General features: G+C 66.6%; 20 protein-coding genes. 14 read left to right on the top strand and 6 right to left on the bottom strand.

What is annotated here, in order from left to right; genetic code table 11:
• Window positions 1-4 precede the first annotated feature (4 nt).
• The 13 genes from IB259_RS13820 to tssA are packed head-to-tail and all read left to right on the top strand — an operon-like array spanning window position 5 to window position 15,494.
• Window positions 5-1,879 (top strand): type VI secretion system Vgr family protein, encoded by a 1,875-nt coding sequence (locus tag IB259_RS13820; RefSeq protein WP_192329315.1) that lies wholly within the window; start codon window positions 5-7, stop codon window positions 1,877-1,879.
• A gap of 8 nt (window positions 1,880-1,887) precedes the next feature.
• Window positions 1,888-2,577 (top strand): toxin-antitoxin system YwqK family antitoxin, encoded by a 690-nt coding sequence (locus tag IB259_RS13815; protein ID WP_119451865.1) that lies wholly within the window; start codon window positions 1,888-1,890, stop codon window positions 2,575-2,577.
• Window positions 2,578-2,579: 2 nt separating this feature from the next.
• Entirely contained in the window at window positions 2,580-2,966 is a 387-nt protein-coding gene (locus IB259_RS13810; protein WP_054451876.1) for a DUF4280 domain-containing protein, read from the top strand.
• Between the two features lie 12 nt (window positions 2,967-2,978).
• Window positions 2,979-3,179 (top strand): hypothetical protein, encoded by a 201-nt coding sequence (locus tag IB259_RS13805; protein WP_119451867.1) that lies wholly within the window; start codon window positions 2,979-2,981, stop codon window positions 3,177-3,179.
• A 45-nt stretch (window positions 3,180-3,224) separates the two neighbouring features.
• Entirely contained in the window at window positions 3,225-4,097 is an 873-nt protein-coding gene (locus IB259_RS13800; RefSeq protein ID WP_225588892.1) for an ABC transporter substrate-binding protein, read from the top strand.
• A 22-nt stretch (window positions 4,098-4,119) separates the two neighbouring features.
• Window positions 4,120-5,394, top strand: a complete 1,275-nt coding sequence (locus tag IB259_RS13795) for a dicarboxylate/amino acid:cation symporter (protein WP_054451875.1) — start codon at window positions 4,120-4,122, stop codon at window positions 5,392-5,394.
• Window positions 5,395-5,403: 9 nt separating this feature from the next.
• Complete coding sequence (locus tag IB259_RS13790; protein WP_192329314.1) at window positions 5,404-6,102, top strand: aspartate/glutamate racemase family protein; 699 nt, start codon at window positions 5,404-5,406, stop codon at window positions 6,100-6,102.
• Entirely contained in the window at window positions 6,099-7,526 is a 1,428-nt protein-coding gene (locus IB259_RS13785) for a dicarboxylate/amino acid:cation symporter (protein WP_054451873.1), read from the top strand. The genes IB259_RS13790 and IB259_RS13785 overlap by 4 nt, the downstream gene beginning before the upstream one ends.
• A 47-nt stretch (window positions 7,527-7,573) precedes the next feature.
• Window positions 7,574-8,014, top strand: coding sequence for a hypothetical protein (locus IB259_RS13780; protein ID WP_125472444.1), 441 nt, complete (start codon window positions 7,574-7,576; stop codon window positions 8,012-8,014).
• 58 nt (window positions 8,015-8,072) lie between these two features.
• Window positions 8,073-9,404: a type VI secretion system baseplate subunit TssK gene (gene tssK / locus IB259_RS13775; protein ID WP_192329313.1), complete on the top strand. Its 1,332-nt coding sequence runs from the start codon at window positions 8,073-8,075 to the stop codon at window positions 9,402-9,404.
• 22 nt (window positions 9,405-9,426) lie between these two features.
• Window positions 9,427-10,170, top strand: a complete 744-nt coding sequence (locus tag IB259_RS13770) for a DotU family type IV/VI secretion system protein (protein WP_054452301.1) — start codon at window positions 9,427-9,429, stop codon at window positions 10,168-10,170.
• Window positions 10,171-10,212: 42 nt separating this feature from the next.
• Complete coding sequence (locus IB259_RS13765) at window positions 10,213-14,343, top strand: type VI secretion system protein (protein ID WP_192329311.1); 4,131 nt, start codon at window positions 10,213-10,215, stop codon at window positions 14,341-14,343.
• On the top strand, window positions 14,340-15,494 hold the full coding sequence (gene tssA, locus IB259_RS13760; RefSeq protein ID WP_225590379.1) for a type VI secretion system protein TssA: 1,155 nt from the start codon (window positions 14,340-14,342) through the stop codon (window positions 15,492-15,494). The genes IB259_RS13765 and tssA overlap by 4 nt, the downstream gene beginning before the upstream one ends.
• An 8-nt stretch (window positions 15,495-15,502) precedes the next feature.
• Here tssA and IB259_RS13755 read toward each other — a convergent pair whose 3' ends face one another.
• Both IB259_RS13755 and IB259_RS13750 read right to left on the bottom strand, forming a co-directional pair.
• Window positions 15,503-16,147, bottom strand: coding sequence for a response regulator transcription factor (locus tag IB259_RS13755; RefSeq protein ID WP_175180647.1), 645 nt, complete (start codon window positions 16,145-16,147; stop codon window positions 15,503-15,505).
• 209 nt (window positions 16,148-16,356) lie between these two features.
• Entirely contained in the window at window positions 16,357-18,720 is a 2,364-nt protein-coding gene (locus IB259_RS13750; protein ID WP_054451867.1) for a mechanosensitive ion channel domain-containing protein, read from the bottom strand.
• A gap of 230 nt (window positions 18,721-18,950) precedes the next feature.
• Between IB259_RS13750 and IB259_RS13745 the strand changes: the two genes are divergently transcribed.
• Window positions 18,951-19,184, top strand: a complete 234-nt coding sequence (locus IB259_RS13745) for a hypothetical protein (RefSeq protein WP_119451874.1) — start codon at window positions 18,951-18,953, stop codon at window positions 19,182-19,184.
• Window positions 19,185-19,187: 3 nt separating this feature from the next.
• Here the strand turns inward: IB259_RS13745 and IB259_RS13740 are convergent, their stop codons facing one another.
• Genes IB259_RS13740 through IB259_RS13725 form a run of 4 tightly spaced genes read right to left on the bottom strand, consistent with a single transcriptional unit; the run spans window position 19,188 to window position 23,727 of the window.
• On the bottom strand, window positions 19,188-20,156 hold the full coding sequence (locus IB259_RS13740; RefSeq protein ID WP_181953314.1) for a spore coat U domain-containing protein: 969 nt from the start codon (window positions 20,154-20,156) through the stop codon (window positions 19,188-19,190).
• A complete protein-coding gene (locus IB259_RS13735; RefSeq protein ID WP_119451913.1) occupies window positions 20,153-22,432 on the bottom strand; it encodes a fimbria/pilus outer membrane usher protein in 2,280 nt (759 codons plus the stop codon). Before IB259_RS13735 ends, IB259_RS13740 begins: the two co-directional genes overlap by 4 nt.
• A 32-nt stretch (window positions 22,433-22,464) precedes the next feature.
• Complete coding sequence (locus IB259_RS13730; protein ID WP_192329309.1) at window positions 22,465-23,193, bottom strand: molecular chaperone; 729 nt, start codon at window positions 23,191-23,193, stop codon at window positions 22,465-22,467.
• A gap of 12 nt (window positions 23,194-23,205) precedes the next feature.
• Window positions 23,206-23,727 (bottom strand): spore coat U domain-containing protein, encoded by a 522-nt coding sequence (locus IB259_RS13725; protein ID WP_054451863.1) that lies wholly within the window; start codon window positions 23,725-23,727, stop codon window positions 23,206-23,208.
• Window positions 23,728-23,986: the final 259 nt, after the last annotated feature.

Raw genomic sequence — 23,986 nt, 5'->3', positions numbered from 1 at the left:
GCCCATGGCCGCCGATCAGACCCAAGCCCACTGGTTTGCCTCGGTATCCACGCCGTTCGGCAAGGACGTCCTGTTGCTGGAATCCTTCAGCGGGCGCGAGGCGATGTCGGAGCTGTTCCGGTTCGATCTCAGGATGAGGTCGGCCAACAAGGCGCTGGATGCGAGAGCGATCGTCGGCAAGGCCGTCACGGTGACATTGCAGCGCCCGCGTCAGCGGCCTCGGCACTTCAACGGAATCGTCACGCGCTTCGTGCACCTGGGCGCGGACCGCGGGCATGCCTACTACCTGGCAGAACTGCAGCCGCGCCTGTGGCTGCTGACGCTGGGGCGGGACCGTGCCATACACCAGAACAAGACCGCGTTGGACATCGTCAAGGAAACGCTGGGACGCTACGAGGTGGCATTCGAGACCCGGCTGGGAGCGGGCGCCTATCCGCGGCGTCCCTATTGCGTGCAGTACGACGAAAGCCCATTCGACTTTATTTCCCGCCTGATGGAAGAAGAGGGAATCTTCTATTTCTTCGACGGCGCCGATGGCAGGCATACGCTGGTGCTGGCCGACAGCCCCGCCGCGCATTCCGTGAATGCGCATGCCGCCCGCCTGCAGTGCGCGCTGGACAAGGACGATGGGGCGGACCCGGACCGCGTGCATGCGTTCGAGATGGCGCACGGCATCGTGGCGCCGGGGCATGTGCTGGCGGACTATGACTATCTCACGGCGAGCACTTCCCTTGCCGCATCGCGCAGGCCGGCGCTGCTGCCCGACGCCCGGCACTATGTCTATCCCGGCAAGTACGCCGACGCCGCGGACGGCGACCGCAAGGCCGCCATCAGGCTGGCCGCGCAACAGGCCGACGGGCAGGTGGGCAGCGGCGTCAGCGGATGCCATGGCCTGTCGGCCGGTTCCCGCTTTGAACTGGCCGGTCACCCGGACAGCGCTCTGAATGTGTCCTACGTTCTGCGGGCCGTCACGCACGACGCGACCCAGGAGGGATACCGGAACCGCTTTGACGTGCTGCCGGAGGCCGTGCCGTTCCGTCCCAGGCCTGTGACGCCCCGGCCCATGGTCACCGGGACGCATACCGCCCAGGTGGTGGGGCTGGCGGGTGAAGAGATATGGACCGACGCGCATGGGCGGGTGAAGCTGAAGTTCCATTGGGATGACGGCCCCGCGCGCGACCAGGACAGCTCCTGCTGGGTACGGGTATCGCAGAGTGTGGCGGGGCAGGGGTGGGGGCATTGGTTCCTGCCCCGAGTCGGCCAGGAGGTGGTGGTGAGTTACGTCGACGGCGACCCCGACCGGCCGCTGGTGACGGGTACGGTCTACAACAAGCAGCAGACCTTGCCCGTGCAGCTGCCGGCGGAGCAGACGCAGAGCGTCATGCGGTCGCGCTCGTCCAAGCGCGGCGTGGCGGGCAATGAGATCCGCATGGAGGACAAACTCGATGCGGAAGAACTGTACTTGCATGCGCAGAAGGACATGCGGGTCGTCATCGAAGACGCGCTTGAGACGGAGGTCGGCGGTAATGAAAGCCGCATCGTCAAGCGGGGAGACCGCCACATCGAGGTACAGAAGGGTAAGGAATCGCATGTGGTGCAGGGTGTGCGCAGCGTCGAGGTCCATGGCGAGGAAACGCACGCCAACCGGGCGGCATTTACTCAGGACGTGGCCGGCAATTACACGCTGAAAGTCAGCGGCAATCTTGTCATCGACGTCACAGGCTCCATCAGCATCAAAAGCGCGTCGACGCTGACCGCGCAAGCCGCAACCACGCTGAGCAACAAGGCGCTGACGATCGAACACAAGGCGACGGCGACGCAGACCGTCGATGGCGGCGGCCTGCTGGCGCTCAAGGGCGGCCTGGTCAAGATCAACTGAGGCGCGCCATGCATAGCTCCGATACCTCCTTGCCCGAGATCCAGATCATGGAAGAGCTGGACGAGGCCGGCCGCCTCTCGGCGCGCAGTTCCTGGCAGGCCGGCGTGGCGCAAGGCCCGATGACGCGATATGGCGCTGACGGAGAAGTGTTGCTGCAGGCGGAGTTCCGGCAGGGCCGCCTGTCCGGCTCGCTGCGGATACACGACGAATTTGGCGCGTTGCTGCGTGTAGCGTCTTACGCCGAGGGCAGGTTGCATGGCGAAGCGCTGTCCTATCGCGATGGCAAGCTGGCGTCGCGCCAGCAGTATGAGCTCGGGCTATTGCACGGGCCCTGCGTGGCATATGCGCAGTCGGGCCTGGAGACGTTGCGGCAGACCTACCTGATGGGCAGGCTCGATGGCATGGCCGAATACCTGCAAGATGGTGTCGTGGTCCGCCGCGAAAGCTATCGCCTGGGCCTCCTTGATGGCGAAACGCGTGACTACGCTGCGGACGGCACGCTGTTGGCAGCGTCTCCGTACCGCGCGGGGGTATTGCACGGCATCGCCCGCCGTTACGCGCCTGATGGCGCTGCGCTGGCCGAGCGCCGTTACGTGAATGGTGCGCCGGAGCAGCCTTGGCGCCGCCTGGAGCCGGCAGACTCCGAACCGTCATCTCCCACTTTCGGCGCGCGCCTGGAAAAGTGGATCAGAGGATAGCCATGGCCCTGCAAGTGACCACGGGTTCGGCCCTGATGTGCAGCTTTGGCGCGGCGCCGTCCGTGCTGAATGTAATGCCTGCGGGCGTGCTGGCGGGGGCATTGCCAGCTGCCACCATCATGGACCATGCGCCAGTCGCCAATGTGGCGCCTTTCGGCATGTGCAGTTGCCTGGGCAATCCGGCGGTTGCCGCGGCCACCGCCGCGGCCTTGGGCGCCTTGACGCCCATGCCCTGCATGCCCGCTACGCCCGGCCCCTGGCTGCCCGGTTCACCCACCGTGCTGATCGGTGGCAAGCCCGCCTTGCAGGACGCGTCGATGCTGCTCTGCACCTGGGGTGGACTGATCCGGATCACGGCGCCCGCGCAGGTCACGACTTTGGTTCCCTGAGGATGTGAACGCATGTCTTACGTATTCTCCCTGACTCCCCGCATGTTGACCGTCACGCTGGCCTGCGCCGTCCTGCTCTGCGTACTGCTGTTCCTGCTGGGCTTCCAGATCGGAGCCCGCCTGTCGGAACCGCCAGCCGCGCCGCCGGGTATCGCCGCCGCCGCGCCCGCCACGGTAGAGGCCGCGGCGCCCAAGGCGGACCGCCATGACTGAGTTCCCCGCTTCTTCCTTTTGGCTACTGACAGGCCGGAGCCTTGCATGTTGCACCTATTGAAAACCCTGTTCCGGTCCGTTCGTCTCGCCGTGCTGGCGACGTTCTTCTGCGCGGCATCGGCCATGTCCTGGGGCGCGGCCGCTCAGGCGCAGACCGGCGTGGTGCGGATGGACAACGGCGCCCTGCTGGCGCCTGAGTTTGCCCGGATCATCAACCGGGGGGAACTGGTGGTCGCATTGCTGGGCGTGGACCAGCCGCCGTTCTTCGAAGAACGGAATGGAAAGCTGAGTGGCTTTGACGTGGATTTCGCGCGGGAGATCGCGCAGAAGCTGGGAGTGCGGGTGCGCTTCAACCGCCAGGCCCAGACGTTCGACGGCGTGGTGACCCTGCTGGCCGAAGGCCAGGCGGACCTTGCCATCAGCAAGCTGTCGCGCACGCTATCGCGGGCGCGGGTCGTCAGCTTCAGCGCGCCATACCTGTCGCTCAAGCGCGCCCTGCTGCTCAACCGCGTCAAGTTCGCGCAACTGGCGCGGGGCCGCTCGGTGCCGGAGGTGATACGCGCCTATACCGGCACGATCGGCGTGGTGGCCAAATCCTCTTATGCCGATTACGTGACGGCCAACTTTCCGCAGGCCGATGTGCGGCAATACCCCACCTGGCAGGCCGTGCTGGCCGCGCTGGACAGCGGAGAGGTCACAGCCGCCTACCGTGACGAATTCGAGGTCAAGCGCGTGCTGAAGATCGATCCCACGGCTTCGCTGCGGTTGCGGGTCGTGACGCTGCAGGATCTGGAGGACACGCTCGGCATGGCCGTCAATGCGTCGGATCAAGCGCTGCTGGGCTTTATCAACCTGTACCTGGCGGACCGCAGCGAGCGGTTCGACGTCAACGTGGTCTTGCAGGCCACCAATCACTGAGGCAGGCGCAAGCTGGACCATCATGACTCTGAAACGACTCTACGCGATCGTCCTCAATCCCTGGCTGGTGCTGGGCAGCCTGGTGCTGGGCGGCCTCGCCGGGCTTTACCTGCCGGCATTTTCCCGCAGCCTGTCGCTGATCGGCGAGGTGTACGTCGATTTCCTGAAGATGACGACCTTGCCGTTCATGATCTCGGCGGTGATATTCAGCCTGCAGCGCCTGTTTCGCGACGGCGGCGCATCGCGTCTTTTTCTGCGCGTGCTGGCGGTCTTCGCCGGCACCGCCGCGCTGGTGGCCTTGGTCGGGGCGGCCGTGCTGCTCATCCTGAACCCCGGCGCCGACCTGTCCAGCGCGACATTGCAGGCATTCGGCCTCATCGTCGGCAGCGATTCCGCCTCCAGCGTCACTGTGATGAATCTGTACGGCGCCGATGTGCCCGCCAAGACGTTGACCCTGGCCGACCTGCTCGGCAGCCTGGTGCCGACCAATATCTTCGCCGCGCTGGCCAGCGGCGACGCCTTGAAGTCGCTGGTGTTCGCGTTGCTGTTCGGGATCGCGGTGGGCTATGTGCCTGAGCGCATTTCGGTAGGCTTGAGCCAGGTGCTCGAGACCGTGTATTGCGCTTGCCAGAAGCTGATGCACTGGCTCAGCCTGCCCCTGCCTCTGATCCTGTTCTGCATGAGCGCCTCGCAGATGGCCAAGTCTGGCATCGAGCCGCTGCAGGCGATGACACAGTTCGTTCTGGCCTTTTTTGCGGTGGCCGTGCTGCTGTTGTCGCTGGCGGTGGTAGTCATCTGGAAGCGTTCGAACCAGCCGCTGTCCGTGACGCTGGAAGCCCTGCGCGCGCCGTTCGCGCTGGCGCTGGCGACGCGCAACAGCGCGGCCTGCATGCCGAGCATGATCGAAAGCCTGGCCGACAAGCTCGGATTCGCCCGGGCGCGGGTGGAACTGCTTGTGCCTCTGGCCGTGTCGTTGCTGCGGGTCGGGCCGATGGTCTATTACGTCTGCGCGACGCTGTTCATTGCGCAGCTGTATGGACGCCCGCTGGGCGTGGGCGAGGTGGCCACGGTGTTGCTGGTGTCGGTGCTGGCCGGCTTTGCGTCGGCCGGCATGACGGGCTTGGTGACCGTGTCGCTCATCGGGATCACCTGCGCCTATCTGGGGTTGCCGTTCGAGGCCGCCTTCATTCTCTTCCTGGCCATCGATCCGCTATGCGACATGTTGCGCACCCTGATCCTGGTGATCGGCAACTCGGCGGCGGTGTCGGTCATTTGCCCGCGGCCGCTGCGGGTATAGGAGGCCGCGATGACGATGATCGGAGTGCTTGGGGGCATGGGGCCGTTGGCGACGGTGGACTTCATGGGACGCATTGTTCGCCTGACACAGGGCGCGCGCGACCAGGATCATCTGCCCATGGTGGTGGCGAACCTGCCGCATACGCCAGACCGTTCTTCGGCGATCCTGGGGGATGGCCTGGATCCGTTGCCGGCGTTGTACGCGGGCGTGGACCTGCTCAATCGCAGCGGCGTCGGATTGCTGGTGGTGCCGTGCAACTCGGCACACCACTGGTACCAGCAAATGCAGCGGCGCAGCGCGGCGCCCATGTTGCATATCGGCGAGGTTTGCGCCGACGCCGTGCCGCAAGGCGGCAAGGTCGCGGTGCTGGCCACGCGCGGCACGCTGGTGTCGGGCTTCTACCAGGCGAGCCTGCGCGAACGAGGTATCGATTTCCTGGTGCCGGGCGCCGTGGAGCAGGCGCGGATCACCGCCTGCATCGCGCAGGTCAAGGCGGGAGACCTGGCGGCGGCTGCGAGCCAGCTGGAACTGGCGTTGCGGCAGCTCGAAGCCGGCGGGGCGACGGCGGCCGTGATGGGGTGCACCGAGATTCCGCTGGCTGCGGGGGCGATCGCGCACGCGCCCATGCCGCTGATCGACAGCACGCAGGAGCTGGCGGCGGCAACCGTCCGCTATGCGTTGACGCGTGGTTGGAACGTGTCCGCATGAGCGCCTTGAACCGCCTCTCCGGAAGCACCGTATTGCTGGCCTTCTGCATGGCGACCGGGGCGTTGGCGGGCGTCATGGCGCAGCCGTTGGGGCACGCCGCCTACCTGGTCGGCAAGCTCTACCTGGTGGTGGTGAACATGGCCGCCATGCCCTTGCTGGTGGTGGCGATCTTCTTCGGTTTGCGTCAGGTGCTGGATATGCCGCGCCCGGGCAGGCGGATTGCGCTGACCGCGGCCCTGGCGGTGGCGCTGGTGGGCGCGTGCGCCGTGAGCGGCACCCTGCTGGGCGCGGCCGTCATGCCGGGCAAGCACCTGAGCCCGCAGGAACATGCCCAGTTGGGCGAGCTGGTCTGGAGCGAGGGCAATGCGCTGTCCGAGAACAGCGTCAGCCTGATGGAATCGCCGGATGCCGGCGCGGCAATGGGCGATGGCGCATCGCGGCGGGAGAGCGTGATGCGTGGGCTGCTGCCCGACAACTTCTTTCGCGTGCTGGCGCAGGGGAACACGCTGGGAATTCTGGTGGCGACGCTGTTGTTCGGGTTGGCCTTCGCTTCGTTGTCGCGCGAGCGTACCGCGTTGCTCGATGGAATCTTTGAAAGCTCGTACCGGGCGTTGGGGATCATCATCGACCGGGCAAATCTGCTGATTCCGGTCCTGGCGTTTGGCGCCAGCGCGTATCTGACGTCGAACGCGCAGGCGGCCACGCTGGGCGCCATGGGCGGCTTCCTGTTGTGCTTCATGTTGTCGGCGATCGTGCTGTCGATCGCGGCGATGGCCGTCATATCGGCCCGCGCAGGCCTGCCGTTCCTGTCCGTGTTGGCGGAGATGAAAGGACCGCTGCTGGTCGGGCTGGCCTCCGGCAGCGCGACAGCGCCAGTTCCGCATGCCATCGAAGTCATGAGCGCGCGCCTGGGATTCAGCCGCGGCGTGGCTGAGCTTGCCTTGCCCTTCGGTGCGGTATTCCTGAGGGGCGGGGCGGCGCTGTATTTCGCGCTGGTGACGCTATTCGTCGCGAATCTTTACGGCAGGCCTTTGGGCGGCGCGGAACTCGTGCTGGTCGCGGCGGGTTCGATGGCGGCGGCCTTCGTGTCGGCAGGACATGGCGGAGCGGCGAACGTGGCGTTCGCGGGCTTGACGCTGGGGCTGCTCGAGTTGCCGGTGGAAGCTGCAGGCGTGTTGTTCGTGGCCATTGACCTGCTGTGCGATGGATTGCGGACGGTGCTCAGCCTGCTATGCGTGTGCGTGGTCGTGGCCTGGGTGTCGGACGGCCTTTCGTCCGAACGGGCGGCCGGGCGCGACGGGACGGCGGGGCGCGCTCCTTTGCAACTGGCCTTTTCCGGCATGCAGCTGATGCTGATGGGAAGTTGCATGGTGCTGGCGGGATTGCTGATCGTATTGTTGGGTATCGGGTTGGGAGCCAGGTGATGAGAGCGACGGGGTGGGCATGGCGCGCTGCGCGAGGCGGGGTATTGATGCTGATGGCGGCCCTGACGGGATGTTCCGCGTTGGGGTTGGACTATTTCAAGGGCGAAAAGCCGGCGTGGAAGCAGGTGGTGGTATCCGCGGCCACGGACGCGAATGGCGATAGTCCGGTGGCGGTCGACCTGGTGCTGGTCAGGGACGAAACCCTCTTGGCGCGCTTTGCCGAACTGACGGCAGCCAAGTGGTTCGCCGGGAAGGACGACCTGCTCAACACCTATCCGCAGGGATTGCGATATGAAGGTTGGGAGGTGGTTCCGGGCCAGCATCTGAGCGTACCCGGAGACAAACTCGAAGGCCCGCGCGTGGCGGGGGCATTCGTGTTTGCGCGCTATGCGGCGCCGGGCGCTCATCGGGCGCGGGTGGACGCGTTCAGCGGCCGGCTGCTGATCCGCCTGGAGAACAAGGGATTTACCGTGACGGCGGGCCAATGATGAATAGGTTTCGATTCTTGCCCGGCGCGCCCGGTGCGCATGCCAGGAGGGCCGCCGCATGACCCGCCTTCAAACTGTGGTGACGGATGCCGTGGAATGGCATGAAGGCATGCTGCTGGCGCCCCAGCACTTCCAGTTGCTGGCCTCGCGCGTCGACACGCTGGTGGCGTGGCAGACGCTGGCGGCGGCGCCCTTCAGCTGGGGCGTGCGCCGGCTGGTGCTGGACAGCGGACTGTTGCCCGCCGGCATCGTGCGGGTTCTGGAGCTGGAAGCGATCATGCCGGACGGCACTGCCATTGCCTATGCCGCGCGAACGGACACGTCGGAAAGACTGGAACTGGCGCTGGATTCCCATGCGGCGCAATTGGCCGACGGTCCGATCGACTTTTACGTGACCTTGCCCGTCGCGACCCTGGCCCGACGCGAAGGGCAAGTCCGCCGATTCCGTTCCGTGGCCGGGGCGCCGGTAGAAGACCAGGTGTCCGACGCCCCTGCGGCGGATATCTCGCGCCTGCTGCCCAACCTGGCGTTGTCCGCCGGGGACGTGCCTGCCGCGCAGTTCGTGGCGCTGCGCCTGGGATCGCTCTACAAGGACAATGAGGTCGTCAGGGTTGGCGAACGCCTGCCGCCGCTGCTGGAAGTGCAACACGACAACCCGCTCTGGGTCGCGGCCTCGGCGTTGCTGGGCCAGTTGCGCGGCAAGGCTGCCTTCATCGCCCGGCAGACGGCCAATCCATCGTCCCGGGTGGATGACCGGCTGACCCAATTGGAGCTCAGGGACAGGTTGCGCAGCCTGCTCGCAGGCTTGCCCATGGCCGAGGCCGTCCTGCGCACGCCGCATCTGCACCCCTGGACCTTGTATCTGGCGCTGGCGTGCCTGGCGGGATCGCTATGCCTGCTCAAGCCTGGCGCGATATCGCCGCCGCCACCCGACTACGACCATGCGGATCCGCTTTCCGTCTTTACGCCCATGCTGCGCTTTCTGCGGGAAGCAAGCTCCGAGATCAACGAGGATTTCCGCCAGTACAAGTTCGACTTCGACCACGGCGCCTTCGCACTGAAGCTGCGCCCGGAATGGATAGGGGAGCGGCTCGTGATCGGCGTGCGGGGCCAATCGGACCGCGACCTGCTGGCGTGGATGGCAGGGGCGGTCATCGGGTCCCAGCCTGTCTATCCATCGTTGCGCAGCCGTCGCGTGCTGGGGGCTGTACGGCGCAATGTCGAGTACGCCGAAGAACTGGGCCTGCGTTCGGGCTCGGGATACCTGTTGTTCGAGATCCAGGCCGCCTCGGGCCTGGTGCAGGGCGATGAGCCATTGCTGATCGCCAATTCCAACGAGGGCGAAAGTGCGCAGCGGCCCCAGGAAATGCTGTTGTTCGTGAAGGGCTGAGGGAAGGGAGATCATGGCGAATCTGACACGCAATCGGCCCGATGGGGACGAAGACGACTTGGTGACCAGCCAGTTCCGCGGGTTTCTGGACGAACTGGAGAGAGTGCGGATGCGGGTGTCGGCAGGCGAGGCGCCATCGGCCGAGGCTGCGGCGCAGGAGCTCAGCCGGCACATGCTGAGCCTGCTTGAGATCCAGACATTGCAGGCACGCCGTGACAGCACCCGGTTCGACGCCGAGAACCTGGCCGACGCGCGCTACCTGAAGGCGGTCCTGGCCGATGAGATCCTGTTGAATGCCGAGTGGGCGGGCCGTGACCGCTGGACCGCCTATCTGCTCGAATCCAACTTGTTTCGCACCAACGTGGCGGGCGATCTGGTTTTCCAGCGCATCGAGCAATTGTTGTCGGGGCGCGAGCCATCGCGCCGCAGCATCGCCCGCCTGTACCTGTTTGCGCTGGCGGTGGGGTTTCAGGGCCGCTATCGCGGTGCGGATGCGGCGCAACGGCTGCGCGGCTATCGCGAGGAATTGTACGAATTCGTCTATCAGCGGCGGGCGGACCTGGGAGGCCGGGACCGGGTCCTGGCGCCGGCGGCGTACTCCAACATCCTGTCGCACGTCGCGCCGCGCAAGCTGCCGACGGTCAGCCGATGGACCTTCATCTTTCTGCTGGGCATGGCGTCGCTGCTGGCCGTGTCGGAGATCGCCTGGCTATGGCAGTCATGGCCGGTGCGTCAGGCGCTGCACGCCGATGTTGCCCGGGACTGACGCCATGCAGATCATCCGTGACGTGATCCAGGGAGCCTTGCCATGCTGACGAGCAATCTGTTCCTGTTGTCGGTCGTCGTGCTGACCCTGGTTGTGTTTGCCGTGCTGGGCATAGTCCTGTACTTCGCCAGGCATGGCGCCCATAAGAAACCCGAGCAGGACCGCAAGGTCGTGCGGCTGCGCTCCGATTCCTTGCGCAATGCCTTCCGCCAGGCGGTCGAGCTGATCGAGGCCAACATCGCCGCGCGCGGCGAACGCTACCGCATACCGTGGATCATGGTGCTCAACGAGGGCGACGGCAGCGGCGGACTGCCGATAGCCCAGGCGGGCGTACCCAGCGTGCTGGGCTCGGAAGCCGCGGGGCCGACGTCGACGCAGGGGATTTCATGGAATTTCTTCGACCGCGGCATTGTCATTGATATCAAGGCGGCCTATCTGGACGCGCCGGGGCAGGACAGCAACGAAAAGCCCTGGGACGAATTCCTGGGTTTGTGCCGGAATTATCGTCCGCAGCGGCCCTTTGATTCGGTGGTGATCACGGTGCCTGCTGGCATGCTGCTCTCCGTCGATACGGACTCCCAGCTGGAACTTGCCCGGCGGGCCAAGCTGGCGCATCGGCGGCTGTGGTTGGCGCAGAACCGGTTCGCCATGCGGTTTGCCGTTTATGTGGTGGTGACGGACTGCGAAGCCCTGGAGGGCTTCAGCGAGTTCGCGGGAGCTTTGCCGGAACCGCTGCGGGCCAGCATGCTGGGCTGGTCTTCCCCCTACGACCTGTCCACCACATATCAATCGGATTGGGTGGAGACGGCGATGCGCTCCATCACTGGCGCCGTGTCGGACGCCAGCGCGGAACTGTTCGCGGTCGACGCGGGCGTCGCGGACGCGCGCGGCTTCCTGCTGCTGCCGGCGCGCATCCAGGCTATGCAGGCGCAGCTGCAGCTATACGTGGACGAGCTGTTGCGGCCCAGCGCTTATCACGAGCCTTTTTTCTTTCGCGGCATTTATCTGACCGGAGACAGCGGAGAGCTGGCGGCGCGTACGATCGGGCGGCAAGCCGAGTCGGGGCCGCGAGTGGATGCCGGTGATGCCGAACCGTACCTGGGCGACGGCCGTGAGGCCGCGAATCCGGCGCTGGCGGACCTGTTGCGCCAACCGGCCTTCCTGCGGGACCTTTTCGAACGCAAGATCTTCCAGGAGTACGGACTGACCCGGCCTTCGCGCTCGCAACATCTGACCCGGCCCGTGCTGCACCGGGCGGTACGTTGGGGCGGCATCGCCTTGCTCGGGGTGTGGGGCGGGGGATTGATCATCGCCACGGTAGAACTGGGACGGCACAACGCGCCTCTGGTCGCAGCGCTGGAAGATACCCGGCGCGATGCGCGCGAGCGCGCCGTGGCGTTGCAACAGGGCCAGGAGCTGCCGGCGGAATGGTACCGGCGGCGCGCCCTGGCCTTGCTGACGCTGGATCAGGGGCTGCAGGTGGATTCCGGGTGGACCGTCTTCATGCCGGGATCCTGGTCGCGCATCGACGATCTGACTCCCCGCGTGCGTGCGCGCTTTGCCCGAGAGTTCGGCGAAATTGCCGTGACGGCTATCCAGCGTGAGCTGGCCGCGCGCGCGTCGCAGCTGACGGGGGTAGGACTGGACCCGGTGAGCGGCTTGCTGGCGTCGGACGGCATATGCGCTCCGTCCGCCAGTCTGGAGGGCGATGAAAGCAGCGCCGGCAGTCTGAGCATCGATGAACAGCCCGAACTGCGTGCATTGCAACGGTACGTGGCCGGCGCCGACCAGTTCGATGCGGCGCTGCGGGCTTTTCAGCATCTGCGCCAGCCGGGCGGCGGCAACGCCGACGCGCTGCGGCAGGTGGTCCGCTACGCGCTAGGCGCCGATCTGCAAGGCGATCTGGGTAACGTGCTTCCGTACTTCAGCCGCGGCCACGATCGAAACGTGCTCTACGGCATGACGCCGACGGCAGAGCAGGGCTTGGCCAGCTTGCAGCAGGCATTCGGCTGCGCGTTCGAGAAGGCGTCGGCGCAGCTGAACCGGCGCCTGTTTGCGAATAATCCGCTGCTGCTCACGGAGCGCGCCGTGGCGCAGTCCACGCGCCAGATCACGGACGCCGCCATGAACGCGGAAGACGCGGCGCAGGTGAGCGGCAGCTATCGCAGGCTGGTTACCGCGATCACCGCTCAACAGGATCTGCTGGCGGCCGGCAAGGGAGGATGGATGCGTCAGGCCGCGTTCACGCCAGGCGCCGCCTATGACCGCGCGATGGCTCGCGCTGCCCAGAACCGTCTGCTGGGGCCGGAGGCCGCAGCCGCGGCGCGCGAGCGCGACCGCGCGGACTTCGAGGGATTCAAGAGCGAAAGAGCCCTGGGTCTGGACGGACCGGACAGCGGCCTGCTGTGGCAGGACAAGGAGGCGCGCTATGTGTTGTCTCCTTCCCGGTTGGCGTTGCGCGACGCGTTCGCGGGCCTGCTGGCGCAGCCTTTCATGGCCCCGCCACGCGACCTGCAGCCGCCCGTTCTGGACGGCGGCGCGGTCATCGTCTGGAACCGCGTGCAGCTGGATCAGGCCCTGGCGTTGGGCGAGGTGCGCAAGCGCTTTCTCGCGGACGGGATGAAGAGCGTGCCGCCCACCTTGTCACCGGTGGTGGAACGGACGCTGGACGTGCAGTTCGGCAGGCTGGTGTTCGACCAGACCATGGCAGCGGCCACGCCGGCGCAGGCCGATGCGGGAGAAGACAGCGCTGCTTTCACGGCGGCACGCAATCGCTTGCTGCGGATCCGCGCCTTGTTGGCCGAGTTGGGCGCGACGCGGCAGTCGGACACGCTGGATGCCCTGGTGTCCCGCGACGCGATGGAGCATTTGCGCCAGGTGGATCGGCGCCTGCAGCGTTCGGAGCTGTACGCGACCCGGTTCGATGCGGAAGCCGCCGCGCCGGCCGTGCGCACTTCCGTGCTGGCGATGTTCGGCGTCGCTGACGCCGCCGGCCTCGGACCCTATCTGGACCATCAGTCGGCGCGCGCCCTGACCTTGGGCGCCGAGGCCGGGGTGTACCTGGCGGCGCTGGATCCCATCAGCGCGGCCTCGCCGCTGGCTCAACGGTGGCGCGCCATCAATCAGGATCTGGAGCGGTATCGGTTGCGCAATCCAAACAGCAGCTTGCTGCGCCTGGAACAGTTCGTGCAGGCAGTGGCGGACCCGGCTTCGGGCGGCTGCAGGGCGCGCCCCGCGGGTCCGCCGCCGGCCGGCGGCGACGATTACTTCGGCGCCGTGTATGCACGTCTGTACAGCGCGCTGCAGGGACGTTGCAATCAACGGTATGTGTCCGACCTGCGCCAGCAGTGGGAGGATTTCTCCGCGACCTTCAACGTGCTGGTGGCGGGCCGCGCGCCGTTCAATCCGGGCGCGGTGGGTGCGGTTGCGCGGTATGCCAGCGTGGGAGCCATTGCCGCACAAGGCTCCGCGGGGCTGGCGTCGGCGGATTACGGGCAACTTGGCCAGACCTTGAAGCGTTATGACGGAGTGGCCGGAACATACCGGGATGCGGACGGCGAAGCCAGGGGCGCGACTCCATCCGGATCGGTCATGAGGTTCATCGACAATTTCGCGCAGGTCCGCGCCCTGTTCGCGCCCTTGTACCCGTCCGAGGATGCCGGGGGGGCCGGCTATGACCTGAATGTGGAGTTCCGGGCCAACCGCAGCGATGAATTGGCCGCCAACCAATTGATCGACTGGACGCTGAACATAGGGGGGCAGAGCCTGGCTCTGGGCGACGCGTCCAGGACCCTGCACTGGAATTACGGCACGCCGGTCACGCTGACGCTGCGGTTCGCCAAGGATTCGCCGCTGATCGCGATGGCGGACCCGCGGCAGCCCACCCTGACGACCGACGGGCGAATCCTGACGTGGCAATTCAGCGATCCTTGGGCCTTGATCTCCATGATGCAGCGCCACCAGGCCGCCGACGCCGGGCCACGCGGAGCAGGCCCGCTGCTGCGCTTCGATTTTCCATTGGGAATGGCCAACGCGGCTGGAATGGCGCGGGTGCCGGACCTGGAAGAGGGGCGGGTGTTCCTGCGCATCGCCCTGATGCCGGCAGGCAGGAAGACGCCGCTGCAATGGCCGAACAGTTTTCCGGCGCGCGCGCCGGAATGGAGCGCGCAATGAGCAAGCACGAAGCAATGCCGCTGGAGGGGGCGGTACTGGAAGCCCTGCTGGCGCCGTTGCCGCTGGAAGGCGGCGCGGGTGCCGCGCTGCGCTATGCACCCGTGTACCAGCAGATCCAGGATGCGCGCCGGCATGACGACGCCAGTCTGCCGATGGGCGACTGGGACCGTCCGTTGCAAAAAGCGGATTGGCCGCTGGTTGCCGCGTTGTGCCAGGAGGCTCTGGCAACGCAGGGCAAGGACCTGCAGGTCGCGGCATGGTTATGCGAAGCCTGGACGCGCTTGCATGGCCTGGAAGGCCTGGCGGCGGGGATCCGTGTGCTGGACGGCCTGCTGCAGCGTTATTGGGAAACCGCCTGGCCGCGGATGGAAGACGAAGACGCGGCCGACGCGCGTTGTGCGCCGTTCATCTGGCTGGACACCACCCTGTCGCTGGCCTGCACGCTGCATCTGCCGTTGCTGCGCGCCGAAGACAGGGAGCCGCCCGAGATCAATCTCTACGATTGGGAGCGCGCCTGCAATACGTCCCGTGCGATTTCCGGCATCGAAACGGATGCGGAATCTGAATCTGAACCTGCCGAGCCTGCGCTCAGCCGGGATGCCTTGATGCCGTATGCGGCGCTACCGGCCAACCGTGCGGGACTTCAGTCCATGGTGAGGTTCGTCGACGCGGCCGCAGCCGCATGGGAAGGACTGGAACGCAGATTGGACGAACGGCTGGGGCGCGACGCGCCGGGGCTGCGGCGTACTCCCGATGTATTGGCCCGGCTGGCGCGCGTGGCCGGCGGCCTGCTGGCCGAACACAGCATCCGGTCAGGGGGAAAGGGCGAAACCATCGCCGGCGATGCCAGGAAAGCGCCGGCGCTGACAATGCCCGGCCGGGCGCATGCGGATCAGGAGGCCGCGGCCATTCATGATCCTGTGGACGCCGGTGTCGTGGCGTCGTTGGGTCCGCTGACCAATCGCGCGCAAGCCTACCGCCAGCTATCGCGCATCGCCGATTACCTGGCGGCGATCGAACCGCACAGCCCCACGCCCTACCTGTTGCGAAAGGCAGTGGCCTGGGGCGGCATGTCATTGGCGGACCTGATGCAGGAAGTCGCGCAGGAAGAGGGGGGAATGGCGCGGTACCTGTCGCTGTTGAACGAATAGCGGAACGGTTACTTGGGTTTGCCCAGCAAGCCGCCCCGGCGCGCCAATAGTGTGGCCTGCGTGCGGTTTTGCACGCCGAGCGCAGACAGGATGGCGGTGATGTGAGTTTTGACCGTTTTCTCGGCCACGTCCAGTTGCAGCGCAATCTCGCGGTTGCCTATGCCGGCGCATATCAGGCGCAGCACGTCGCTTTGCCTGGGAGTCAATTCGCTGAGCAAGGCAATTTCATCGGTCATGGCCGCGCACGGTATGGCCGCGGCGGTGGGCGGCTGCGCGCCTGTTCCTTGCGGCGATTGCACTTCCTCCAGCGCTGCGAGCAGCATCTGGCTGCTTGCGGACTTGTGCAGGAAGCCGCGCGCGCCTGCCATCAGCGCGCGGTCGCGGTCGTTCTGGTCTTCGGAGGCGGACATCACCAGGATGCGTATGCCGGGGCGCAATTGGCGCAGGCGCTTGAGCAGCGCGCTGCCGCCGATGTCCGGCAGGTAGTAATCCATGATCACGCAACTGATATCCGCACGGGCTGCAAGCATCGAGATGGCCTCGTTGCCGTTCGATGCCAGGCAGATTTCAAGGGAGGGCGCCAGCCGTGCAATGGTCAGTTGCAGACCCTCGCGAAACATTGCGTGGTCGTCGACCATCAGCACAGCCGTCATGGGAATCTCCGGGTAGGGTGGCCAGCTGCCGGCGGGGGCGGTGCTGGCTCCGGAGCGCCGCGGAGCACCCTGCGCAGGGCAATTCGGCGATGACATAATTTGTTAAGAAATTATCAAAATATGACGTCGCGGTCAATGCGTAAGCGCGCCCGCGACAAGGGGCGGACGCTCCTTGCCTGGCCGGGCCCATGGATGCTCTTGGCGTATGGCTACGTGCGCGGCGCTTCGCCTTCCTCGCGCGCCTCCAGCTCGTTGCCCAGCACCTCGGCCGAGTCCTCGCCACGCGGCGCGGGTTCCAGCGGGCGCCGGGTGTGGCCGGCGGCGCGGGCGTCCTCGCCTTCGTCGGGCCGCTCGGCTTGCACGAAGACATTCGCCGGCGGCGCATAGCCCCGCTTGTCCTGGCCGAAGTACACCACGGTGTGCGGGTAGGGCAGTTCGATGCCGGCGGCGTCGAAGTGCTTCTTCAGCAGGCGGTTGTAGCCGCGCTGCACGGCCCACTGCATGCCCGGCGTGGTCTTGATCAGGATCCGGATGGTCACGCCCTTCTCGTTGACCGCGGTGACCCCGGCGACCGTGATGTCTTCCAGGATCTCGGGCCCAAGCACCGTGTCGGTCATCAGCTCGGCGAAGGCCGCGCGCAGATGCACGATGGCGTCGTCCACGCTCTCGCGATGCGCGATGGTGTATTCGCCCAGGTGGTACGAGAAGTCCCGCATGTGGTTGGCGACGACGTCCACGGACGAGAATGGCACCAGATGGTAGCCCCCGTCCAGCGTGCGGATGCCCACCGAGCGTATCGTCATCTTCTCCACCGTGCCGAATACGCCCGCGACCTGCACCACGTCGTTCTCGTTCATGCCGTTTTCAAGCTGGATGAAGACGCCCGTGATGATGTCCTGGACCAGCTTCTGCGCGCCGAAACCGATGGCCAGGCCGACCACGCCGGCGCCGGCGATCAGCGGTCCGACGTCGATGCCGATCTGCGACAGCAGCACCATCAACGTCATCGTCACGATGACGATCAGCGCCGCGTTGCGGAACAGCGCCAGCAGGGTGCGCTCGCGCGCGCTGGGCATGCCGCGACCTTCGCTCTGGCTGAGGCGATGCTCGATGATGCTGGCGATCACGGTCCAGGCCAGCGCCGCGATCAGCAGCACGATGACGATGTTCACCGTCATCCGGATGGCGGCGCCGCCGGCATCCGAGGCCAGCCAGCGCGACAGGTCGAAAGCGCGCCACGCGTCCAGGACCAGCAGCACCAGCACGATGCGAATGATCAGGCCGACCAGCTTCAAGGTGGCGGGCACATAGGCGTTGACGCGCGCCTCCAGCAGCGGCAGGCGCTTGCGCAGGTCGTCCGGCAGTCTGATGGGTTTGGCCAGCACGGTGTTCAGCAGCAGGATCAGCAGGCTGCCCACGCCGATGACCAGCAGGGTCTGCGCGGTGGCGCGGGCCATGAAGGGCAGGGCGTTGGTCGGGTCTACCTGGCTGACGACCAGCAGGATGGTGAAGTAGCCTATGCCCAGCACATGCCACACGCGCGCCAGAATGTGCAGCCGCGAGCCCATGAACGTCGTCGCGCTGGCGGCGCGCCGGTCGAGGTGCCCGCGCACGGTCTGGCGGTTGCGCCAGATGACGCGCACCGCATACACGTACACGGCCAGCATGATCAGCAGGTTGGCCAGCCGCCCCAGCGCGGGCGACAGCGAGGCCGAGACCACGGGATCGATCAGCAGCGTGCCGTAGCCGGCCGCGGTGGCGATGCGCAGCAGCCACGCATTCCAGTACCTGGCGTTGTCATCCGTCATGGGCAAGAGGCGCAGGTGCGGATGCTTGACGGCGAACACCGTGCGGACCAGCACCTTGACGATTTCCACCGAGACGAAGGCGCGCAGGAATACCGCGGCCAGCGTGTCCAGCGTGCCGCGGCCAGGCGTGCTCCAAAGGGCTGCGGCGCCGCCTGCCATGGCGGCAAGCACCACCACGCCGGCATCGATGGCCAGCGCGCCCACGATGGCTCCGGCGCGCCGGTACAGCACCCGCATGGAGGCAGGCGCGCCGCGTTTGGGCGGCGCTTCGGGAGTGTGGCGCTGTTCGGCGACCCAGCGGTCGATGCGTCCGTAGACGTACATGGCGATCATCCGTAGCAGGATGAAGGCGAGGATGGTGGCGGCCGCGGCCAGGGCGAGAGGCTTCAGGGCATGGCCCGCGGCGTCGCCGTCCATGCGCAGGCTGCTGCCCGAGGCCAGTGCGCGCATGTCTTCCACGCCCTGGCCCATGTCGGTCGCAAGGCCGGTCAGGAAGCGCTGGACGTTGTCGGCCATGCGTTCCTGCAACCCGGGTTCGGCGGGCTGCGCGGACGCAGGGGCCGCGCCTGCGGGACGGGAAGCGGCAGGCTTTGCGCCGGTGGCCTGCGCGCGCAACTCATCCACCAGCGCCTTGCGCGCTTCGGGATTCTCCAGCAAGTCCGCCAGGGCCGCCGGAGTCAGCGCCGAGGAAGACGCCGCCGCGGCTTGCGGCTGTAGCAGCCCCGCGGCCTGGGCTTGCCAGGAAAGGGCAAGGCAACACAGCATTGTCGCCAGCAGCAGGGCCGCCAGCCAGGGCCTGGGCCGTCGGCGCCGCCGCAATGGGGCTGCCAGGACGGCAGGCGGGAAATGAACCGATGCTGTCGTTGCGGATCTAACCACTAGTGAATCTCCTGTGCGATCTGGGCAAAAAATTGGGGGCGAAGTCGTGCCGCGCTTAAGAAATCCGGCGCGTCGCCGTTAGTGCAGATGGCTCAACTCTGGTCTGGAGCTTTTTCATGACCTCCAAATTTGTCTTCCCGGCGTTGGGACTCTTGCTTGCAGGCAGCATCGGGCTGGCGGCCCAGCAGGCAAAGTCCGCGCCGCTTGCGCCGATGCTCGTGCGCTTCACGGTTCCCAGCCTCTGCACGGTCAGCCAGGGACCGGCTCGTCCCGCGGTGCGATGTTCCCAGGGAACGCCCTGGCATGCGCAGCGCGCGGGGGGCGACCAATACTGGACAGTGGTGTTCTGACCCTCAGAATTCGATGGTCGCGGTCACCACGTCGCTGTATTGCCCGGGGGGTGGCGCCGTCTGCGCGGGCACCCGTCCATAGACTTGCACCTGCTGGATGTTGCCGGTTCCCGTGCCGGTGACGAAGGCGGTGCCCGCGGTGCCGTCGCCCCAGGGGATCGTGCGGTCCGCCGACGTGTGCAGGTCATACCTTACCAGCCGCGTGCCGGTGGCGTCTCGCAGGTAGCGCTGGCTTACGGTGCCGTTCTGGCCGCCATTCAGGCGTATTCGGTAGGCGTCGTTGTTCGTGCAGCGCACCGCCAGCGTCGTATTGGCCAGGCGCGCCGAGCGAAAGTCAGCCATCGACCCGAAATTCAACGGGGAGGCGGAAATGGTGCAGTTGTTGGTCACGTTGGCGCGAACCGTGAAGTTATAGCTGCCGCGAGTGGTCAGCGACGAGCAGGCGGGCCGGACCAGGATGGAGAATCCGTAGTCGAAGGTTGCCACGCCGGTGAAAGTTTCCGAGTACGCGGTCGTGGCGTTGTTGGTTGTGGGTACCGTGTATTGGCCTGACAGGATCTGTCCGGTAATGGGCTGGTTGACGGTGGCCTGGCTGCCCAGCAGGGGCTGGGTGAGGTCGATGATGACGGGCGTGGATCCGTTGGCGGCCGAGCCCCACAGCGGGCTCATGGAGGAGTTCGGCGATAGCCGGTATTGCAGGCGATTGACGCCATTGGCCATCTGCCGCGGGTCTTGCACGGTCGATCCGCCGCCGATGCCCAGATTCACGCACACGCGGGCATATCCCGGGGTAAGCAGGCCCCAGGTGCAGGTCGCCGTCAGCGTGCCGGTCTGCGTTACCGATGCGCCGAGCACCGGATTGAAGTTCGGAAACGTGATGGGTGTCATGGACACGGTGCAAGTTTGCGCATGCGCGCCGTTCCCGCCCAGCCACAGGGCCGCCAGCAGCAATGCGGCCATCAGTGTTTTCATGGCCGGGCCTCCACGCATGCCACCGGCCCCAGGCGCGGCAGGCTGCCGTCGGCGGGGGCCTGGAAGTCGAACCGCGCCGTGCAGGCAAGATCCGGACCTTGGACGTCCAGATGATTGCGCTTGCCCAGGTTGCGCACGAAGGTCTGGCTGCCGTAGCCCACCACGCCCTCGGACCCGCTCTCCCTGTGCACGACCCGCGCGCCCACCGGCAGCGGCTTGCCGTTGCCGTCCACGAGATCGACGGTGGCCGCGGCCTCGTGGGTGATGCCGAACTCCGCCAGCACGCCGGATCGGGACTGGGGCACGACGTCGAGCGCATAGGCCGACACCTGCGCGTTGGGTGGCAGGTCCATGCCGTCGAGTTCCAGCGTGTTGGTCTGGTAGCTGTTCAGGTCCGGCACCACCAGGCGGCCGTTCGAGCCCGTATGGCCGATGACCCGGTTCTGATGCAGGATGGGCAGGCCGGGTTCGCCGGTGGAGACCAGCGCGAAGCCGTCGTCGATGCGCCGGGACGCTTGCGCCGCGCCATCCATGAACACGAAGGCGCCATTCACGTCGAGCTCTCCCGTGGTGCGTCCGTCGTAGCGCTGCGCGCCCAGCGTGATCTCGCCGTAGCGTCCCAGGTAGCGGCCCCAGCCTTGCTCGTAGCGGCCCGCCTCGTAGGTGCCGGCCTGCACGCCCCAGCCGAATCCGCCGCCGTAATCGGGGCTGCGGATTGCGCTGGCGTTGGTGTATGAGCCGCCGTCCTGGCGTCCGGCCATGGCATTGAACGAGGTTTCGCCCAGGGTGATGCCCAGGCTGAGGAACGCGCCGCGGCTGTCGCTGTCGTTGAAGTCCTGGTAGGCGCTCACGCTCAACGTGGCGCGGTTGCCCAGCCGCGTGGTGTAGGCCACTGAACCGATGTGGGCGGCGTCGACGCCCGGATAGCGTTGGCCGATATAGCTCAGCGATACGGTCTGCCCGCCGCCCAGGGGCACGGCCAGCGTCGCCCTGTCGCTGGCGCGCGATACGGGGATGCCGTCGTTGGCCGCCAGATCGGCGTAGTCGGAAATCGCGCGCAGGCTCTGTATGTCGATGGAGTAGCGCTCGTCCACGTACTGATAGCCCAGGCCCACCTGCAGGCCGCTGTTCCTGCCCAGGCTGCCGGCCAGCGACGCGTTGACGACGCCCGCCATGCCCAGCTTGGCCAGCATGCCGGCCCCCGCGTTGTACAGGCCGGCGCTGGCTTCGCCATGCGCTTCAACGGTCAGTGCGTTCGAGACGCCGTATTGCCAGGTGCCGCTGAGGGCGGGATCGTCCTTGTAGTCGAACGAGCGCCAGCCATACGCGCGGCGCAGAAAGCCCGCTTCGACCGAATAGCTGGACATGCCTTGCGCCAGCAGCCGCGTATCGATGTAGATGGGCACCGACTGCGACACGGGCCGGCCCAGGGCGTCGCGCGTGATGACGTTTGCCTGCCCGAAACCCGTGATGCCCGCGACGTTGTCGACCACGAAGGGGCCGCTGGGGACGTCACCCGAATAGCGGCGGATGTTGTTGATATAGACATCGACGGAGGACGGCACCACGGCGCTGCCGGCGAAGTCCGGCATGGGGAACGTGACCAGGTCGGGCCGCAATGAGAAATTGCGCCGCCATTGCAGGCCGCCCATGCGTATGGAGCGCGACCAGGCCAGCGATCCGGAAATCGTGTCGCCCACCTGGGTGGCCGTCAATGTGGCGGGGTCGGAGTGGGTCCAGCTGGAGTCGAAGCGGACATAGCGCCGCAGGTCGCGATACAGGTAAGCCGTGCCTGTATTGCTGAAGACCCCATATTGGTCGAAATAGCGTTGTTCGCTCCAGATCGCCAGCGGATTGTCGCGGTCGGTGCGCGCATAAAGATCGTAATTGATGAGCAGGCCGCGATCCGCCGTGGCCGCTGCGACGGGATTCAAGCCCCGCGCATCGATACGGTTCGCGATGCGGTACCGGTCCGGCAGGTCGAGATCGACGTCTTGCGCGGCCGCGTCGTAGCGGTACTTCAGGCCGGGGATCTCTTCCAGGGGAATCCGTGCATCGTCTGCTATTCCCAAGGCATGGGTATCGATCCCCAGGCTGCGCAAGTCCGCGCCGCGAGCCGACAGGCGGCCATGCTCGTCTTCGAATCGCGCGATCCGATGGCTGGGCTGGCCGCCGATGCTGACGTTCAGATAGACGTCGATGGCCGCCAGTCCCACGGCCGTCTCAGGGGCGGATTGCGCGCGCGCACCGCCATGGACCGCTGCGGCGGCGAGCATCAGAGTCAACTGCATGGCGCGCGTGCAATGTTTCACTTCCCTGTATCGGCTTGCACGTCGGCCTGGACGGGAACGCTGTTCACCCGCGCGTTGACCGTGACCGCCCCGTGCACGGCGGGCTGGAAGGGCAGGGGCCACTGGCGCGCGCTGCCGCCCAGGACGTAGCCGAGCAGGCCGTCCCGCAGGCTGCGGCGCTGGCCGTTGAATACCAGTGCCACGTCGCTGAGCTGCGCGCGGTGCGTGCCGCTGTTGTCGACGCGCAGGGCCCAGTCGGGACCGTTGCGCACCAGGGTCCAGGTCAGGTGCCGCTGCGCGGGAGTTTGCGGGGCCGCGCCCACGAACACAGGCACCGAATAGCGCAGCCGCACTTGCACGCCCGTTGCGCGCAAAGGATCGGGCGGCGCGATTTCGTCGATGATCAGGCGGTACGACGCTTCGCCGGGCCGCTTGGCGGCCTCGGGCTGCAAGAGGCGCACGACTTGCGTGCCGCCCGGCGCGATCTGGATCATCGGGGGGCTGGCCACCAGGTCCGAGGTCTCCTGCAGCACGTCTTCGGTCGTGGTCTGGCTCCATGCGTACACGCGGACCTGGCCATAGATCGGTTCGGCGCCTTCGTTGCGCAAGGTCATGCTGGCGGCGCGTTCCGCACCGTCCAGGTTCAGGATTACCGGCGAGATCTGCAGGCTGGCGGCATGCGCTTGCAGCGCCATGCCGAACAAACAGGCCCCCGCCGCCTGGCGTACGATCCCAAGCGTCGTCATGTCGATCCGCGGTCAGAAGTAGACGGTGGCCGTGACCGTCGACTGGTACGTATCCGGCTTGGGGGCGGCCTGGGGCGGCACCCTGCCGTAGACGGTCAGCGTCTGGGCCGCGCCCGTGCCGGTGCCGCCCACCGTGTCCGTGCCTTGCGTGTTGCCCCAGATCGTCGTGCGGCCTGCATTCTGGTAGAGCTGATAACCCACGCTGGTGGTGGTGTTGCCTGGCGCGGTGCCCACGAGCAGGCGATTCGCGATCGTCGAGCCCGCCGCCGTGCCGGCGTCCAGGCCTACGTTGTAGGGCGTGGTGTTGGTGCAGGTGACCCTGACTGTAGTTTCCTGATTCACCGCGGCGCTCAAGAGGCCGGTAGAGGGAAACACCAGCGGATCGGCCGCAATCGTGCAGTTTGCCTGCACCGTCAGGGAAACATTGAAAGTCGCCGTCGCGGTCCCGTTCTGGTAGACCTGAGCGGGGGCCGCGGCGGGCAGGGATAAGCCGATAGTCGCGGACAGAATCGCAGCAGAACCGATGGCCTTCATGCTCGCTCTCCTCCAAGTCAATGGCTAGCTCGACCTTAGCGGAGGGGGCAGTGCAATTTATTTCGCATTATTTCTAACTTCTTCGGTTGCTGTCCCAGGCGCGAATTTTCGGCGCCAGCTCAAGCCGGTTTGGGCCGTTGCTGAGACATAGCGGATCTTTGTTCCGTTCTCTAGCCAAAACCGAAATGAAAAGACACAACTTCGGGCTGACAGCGGTTGTCCAGGATTACGGGTGGATTGGACGAATCCCCAAGCCAAA

The organism is Achromobacter sp. ACM04 (assembly GCF_014851465.1).
GTDB lineage: Bacteria > Pseudomonadota > Gammaproteobacteria > Burkholderiales > Burkholderiaceae_B > Achromobacter > Achromobacter aegrifaciens.
Note: the sequence above shows the minus strand (reverse complement) of the source record. Positions and strands in the feature narration are given on the sequence as shown.

What these genes read in the sequence shown, in the direction of transcription:
- IB259_RS13725 (WP_054451863.1), bottom strand. Translation starts at nt 23,727, where the DNA reads ATGAAGGCCATCGGTTCTGCTGCGATTCTGTCCGCGACTATCGGCTTA.
- IB259_RS13765 (WP_192329311.1), top strand. Translation starts at nt 10,213, where the DNA reads ATGCTGACGAGCAATCTGTTCCTGTTGTCGGTCGTCGTGCTGACCCTG.
- IB259_RS13790 (WP_192329314.1), top strand. Translation starts at nt 5,404, where the DNA reads ATGACGATGATCGGAGTGCTTGGGGGCATGGGGCCGTTGGCGACGGTG.
- IB259_RS13805 (WP_119451867.1), top strand. Translation starts at nt 2,979, where the DNA reads ATGTCTTACGTATTCTCCCTGACTCCCCGCATGTTGACCGTCACGCTG.
- IB259_RS13745 (WP_119451874.1), top strand. Translation starts at nt 18,951, where the DNA reads ATGACCTCCAAATTTGTCTTCCCGGCGTTGGGACTCTTGCTTGCAGGC.
- IB259_RS13800 (WP_225588892.1), top strand. Translation starts at nt 3,225, where the DNA reads ATGTTGCACCTATTGAAAACCCTGTTCCGGTCCGTTCGTCTCGCCGTG.
- tssK (WP_192329313.1), top strand. Translation starts at nt 8,073, where the DNA reads ATGACCCGCCTTCAAACTGTGGTGACGGATGCCGTGGAATGGCATGAA.
- IB259_RS13795 (WP_054451875.1), top strand. Translation starts at nt 4,120, where the DNA reads ATGACTCTGAAACGACTCTACGCGATCGTCCTCAATCCCTGGCTGGTG.
- IB259_RS13815 (WP_119451865.1), top strand. Translation starts at nt 1,888, where the DNA reads ATGCATAGCTCCGATACCTCCTTGCCCGAGATCCAGATCATGGAAGAG.
- IB259_RS13740 (WP_181953314.1), bottom strand. Translation starts at nt 20,156, where the DNA reads ATGAAAACACTGATGGCCGCATTGCTGCTGGCGGCCCTGTGGCTGGGC.
- IB259_RS13810 (WP_054451876.1), top strand. Translation starts at nt 2,580, where the DNA reads ATGGCCCTGCAAGTGACCACGGGTTCGGCCCTGATGTGCAGCTTTGGC.
- IB259_RS13735 (WP_119451913.1), bottom strand. Translation starts at nt 22,432, where the DNA reads ATGCTCGCCGCCGCAGCGGTCCATGGCGGTGCGCGCGCGCAATCCGCC.
- IB259_RS13820 (WP_192329315.1), top strand. Translation starts at nt 5, where the DNA reads ATGGCCGCCGATCAGACCCAAGCCCACTGGTTTGCCTCGGTATCCACG.
- IB259_RS13730 (WP_192329309.1), bottom strand. Translation starts at nt 23,193, where the DNA reads ATGACGACGCTTGGGATCGTACGCCAGGCGGCGGGGGCCTGTTTGTTC.
- IB259_RS13755 (WP_175180647.1), bottom strand. Translation starts at nt 16,147, where the DNA reads ATGACGGCTGTGCTGATGGTCGACGACCACGCAATGTTTCGCGAGGGT.
- tssA (WP_225590379.1), top strand. Translation starts at nt 14,340, where the DNA reads ATGAGCAAGCACGAAGCAATGCCGCTGGAGGGGGCGGTACTGGAAGCC.
- IB259_RS13750 (WP_054451867.1), bottom strand. Translation starts at nt 18,720, where the DNA reads ATGCTGTGTTGCCTTGCCCTTTCCTGGCAAGCCCAGGCCGCGGGGCTG.
- IB259_RS13785 (WP_054451873.1), top strand. Translation starts at nt 6,099, where the DNA reads ATGAGCGCCTTGAACCGCCTCTCCGGAAGCACCGTATTGCTGGCCTTC.
- IB259_RS13780 (WP_125472444.1), top strand. Translation starts at nt 7,574, where the DNA reads ATGCTGATGGCGGCCCTGACGGGATGTTCCGCGTTGGGGTTGGACTAT.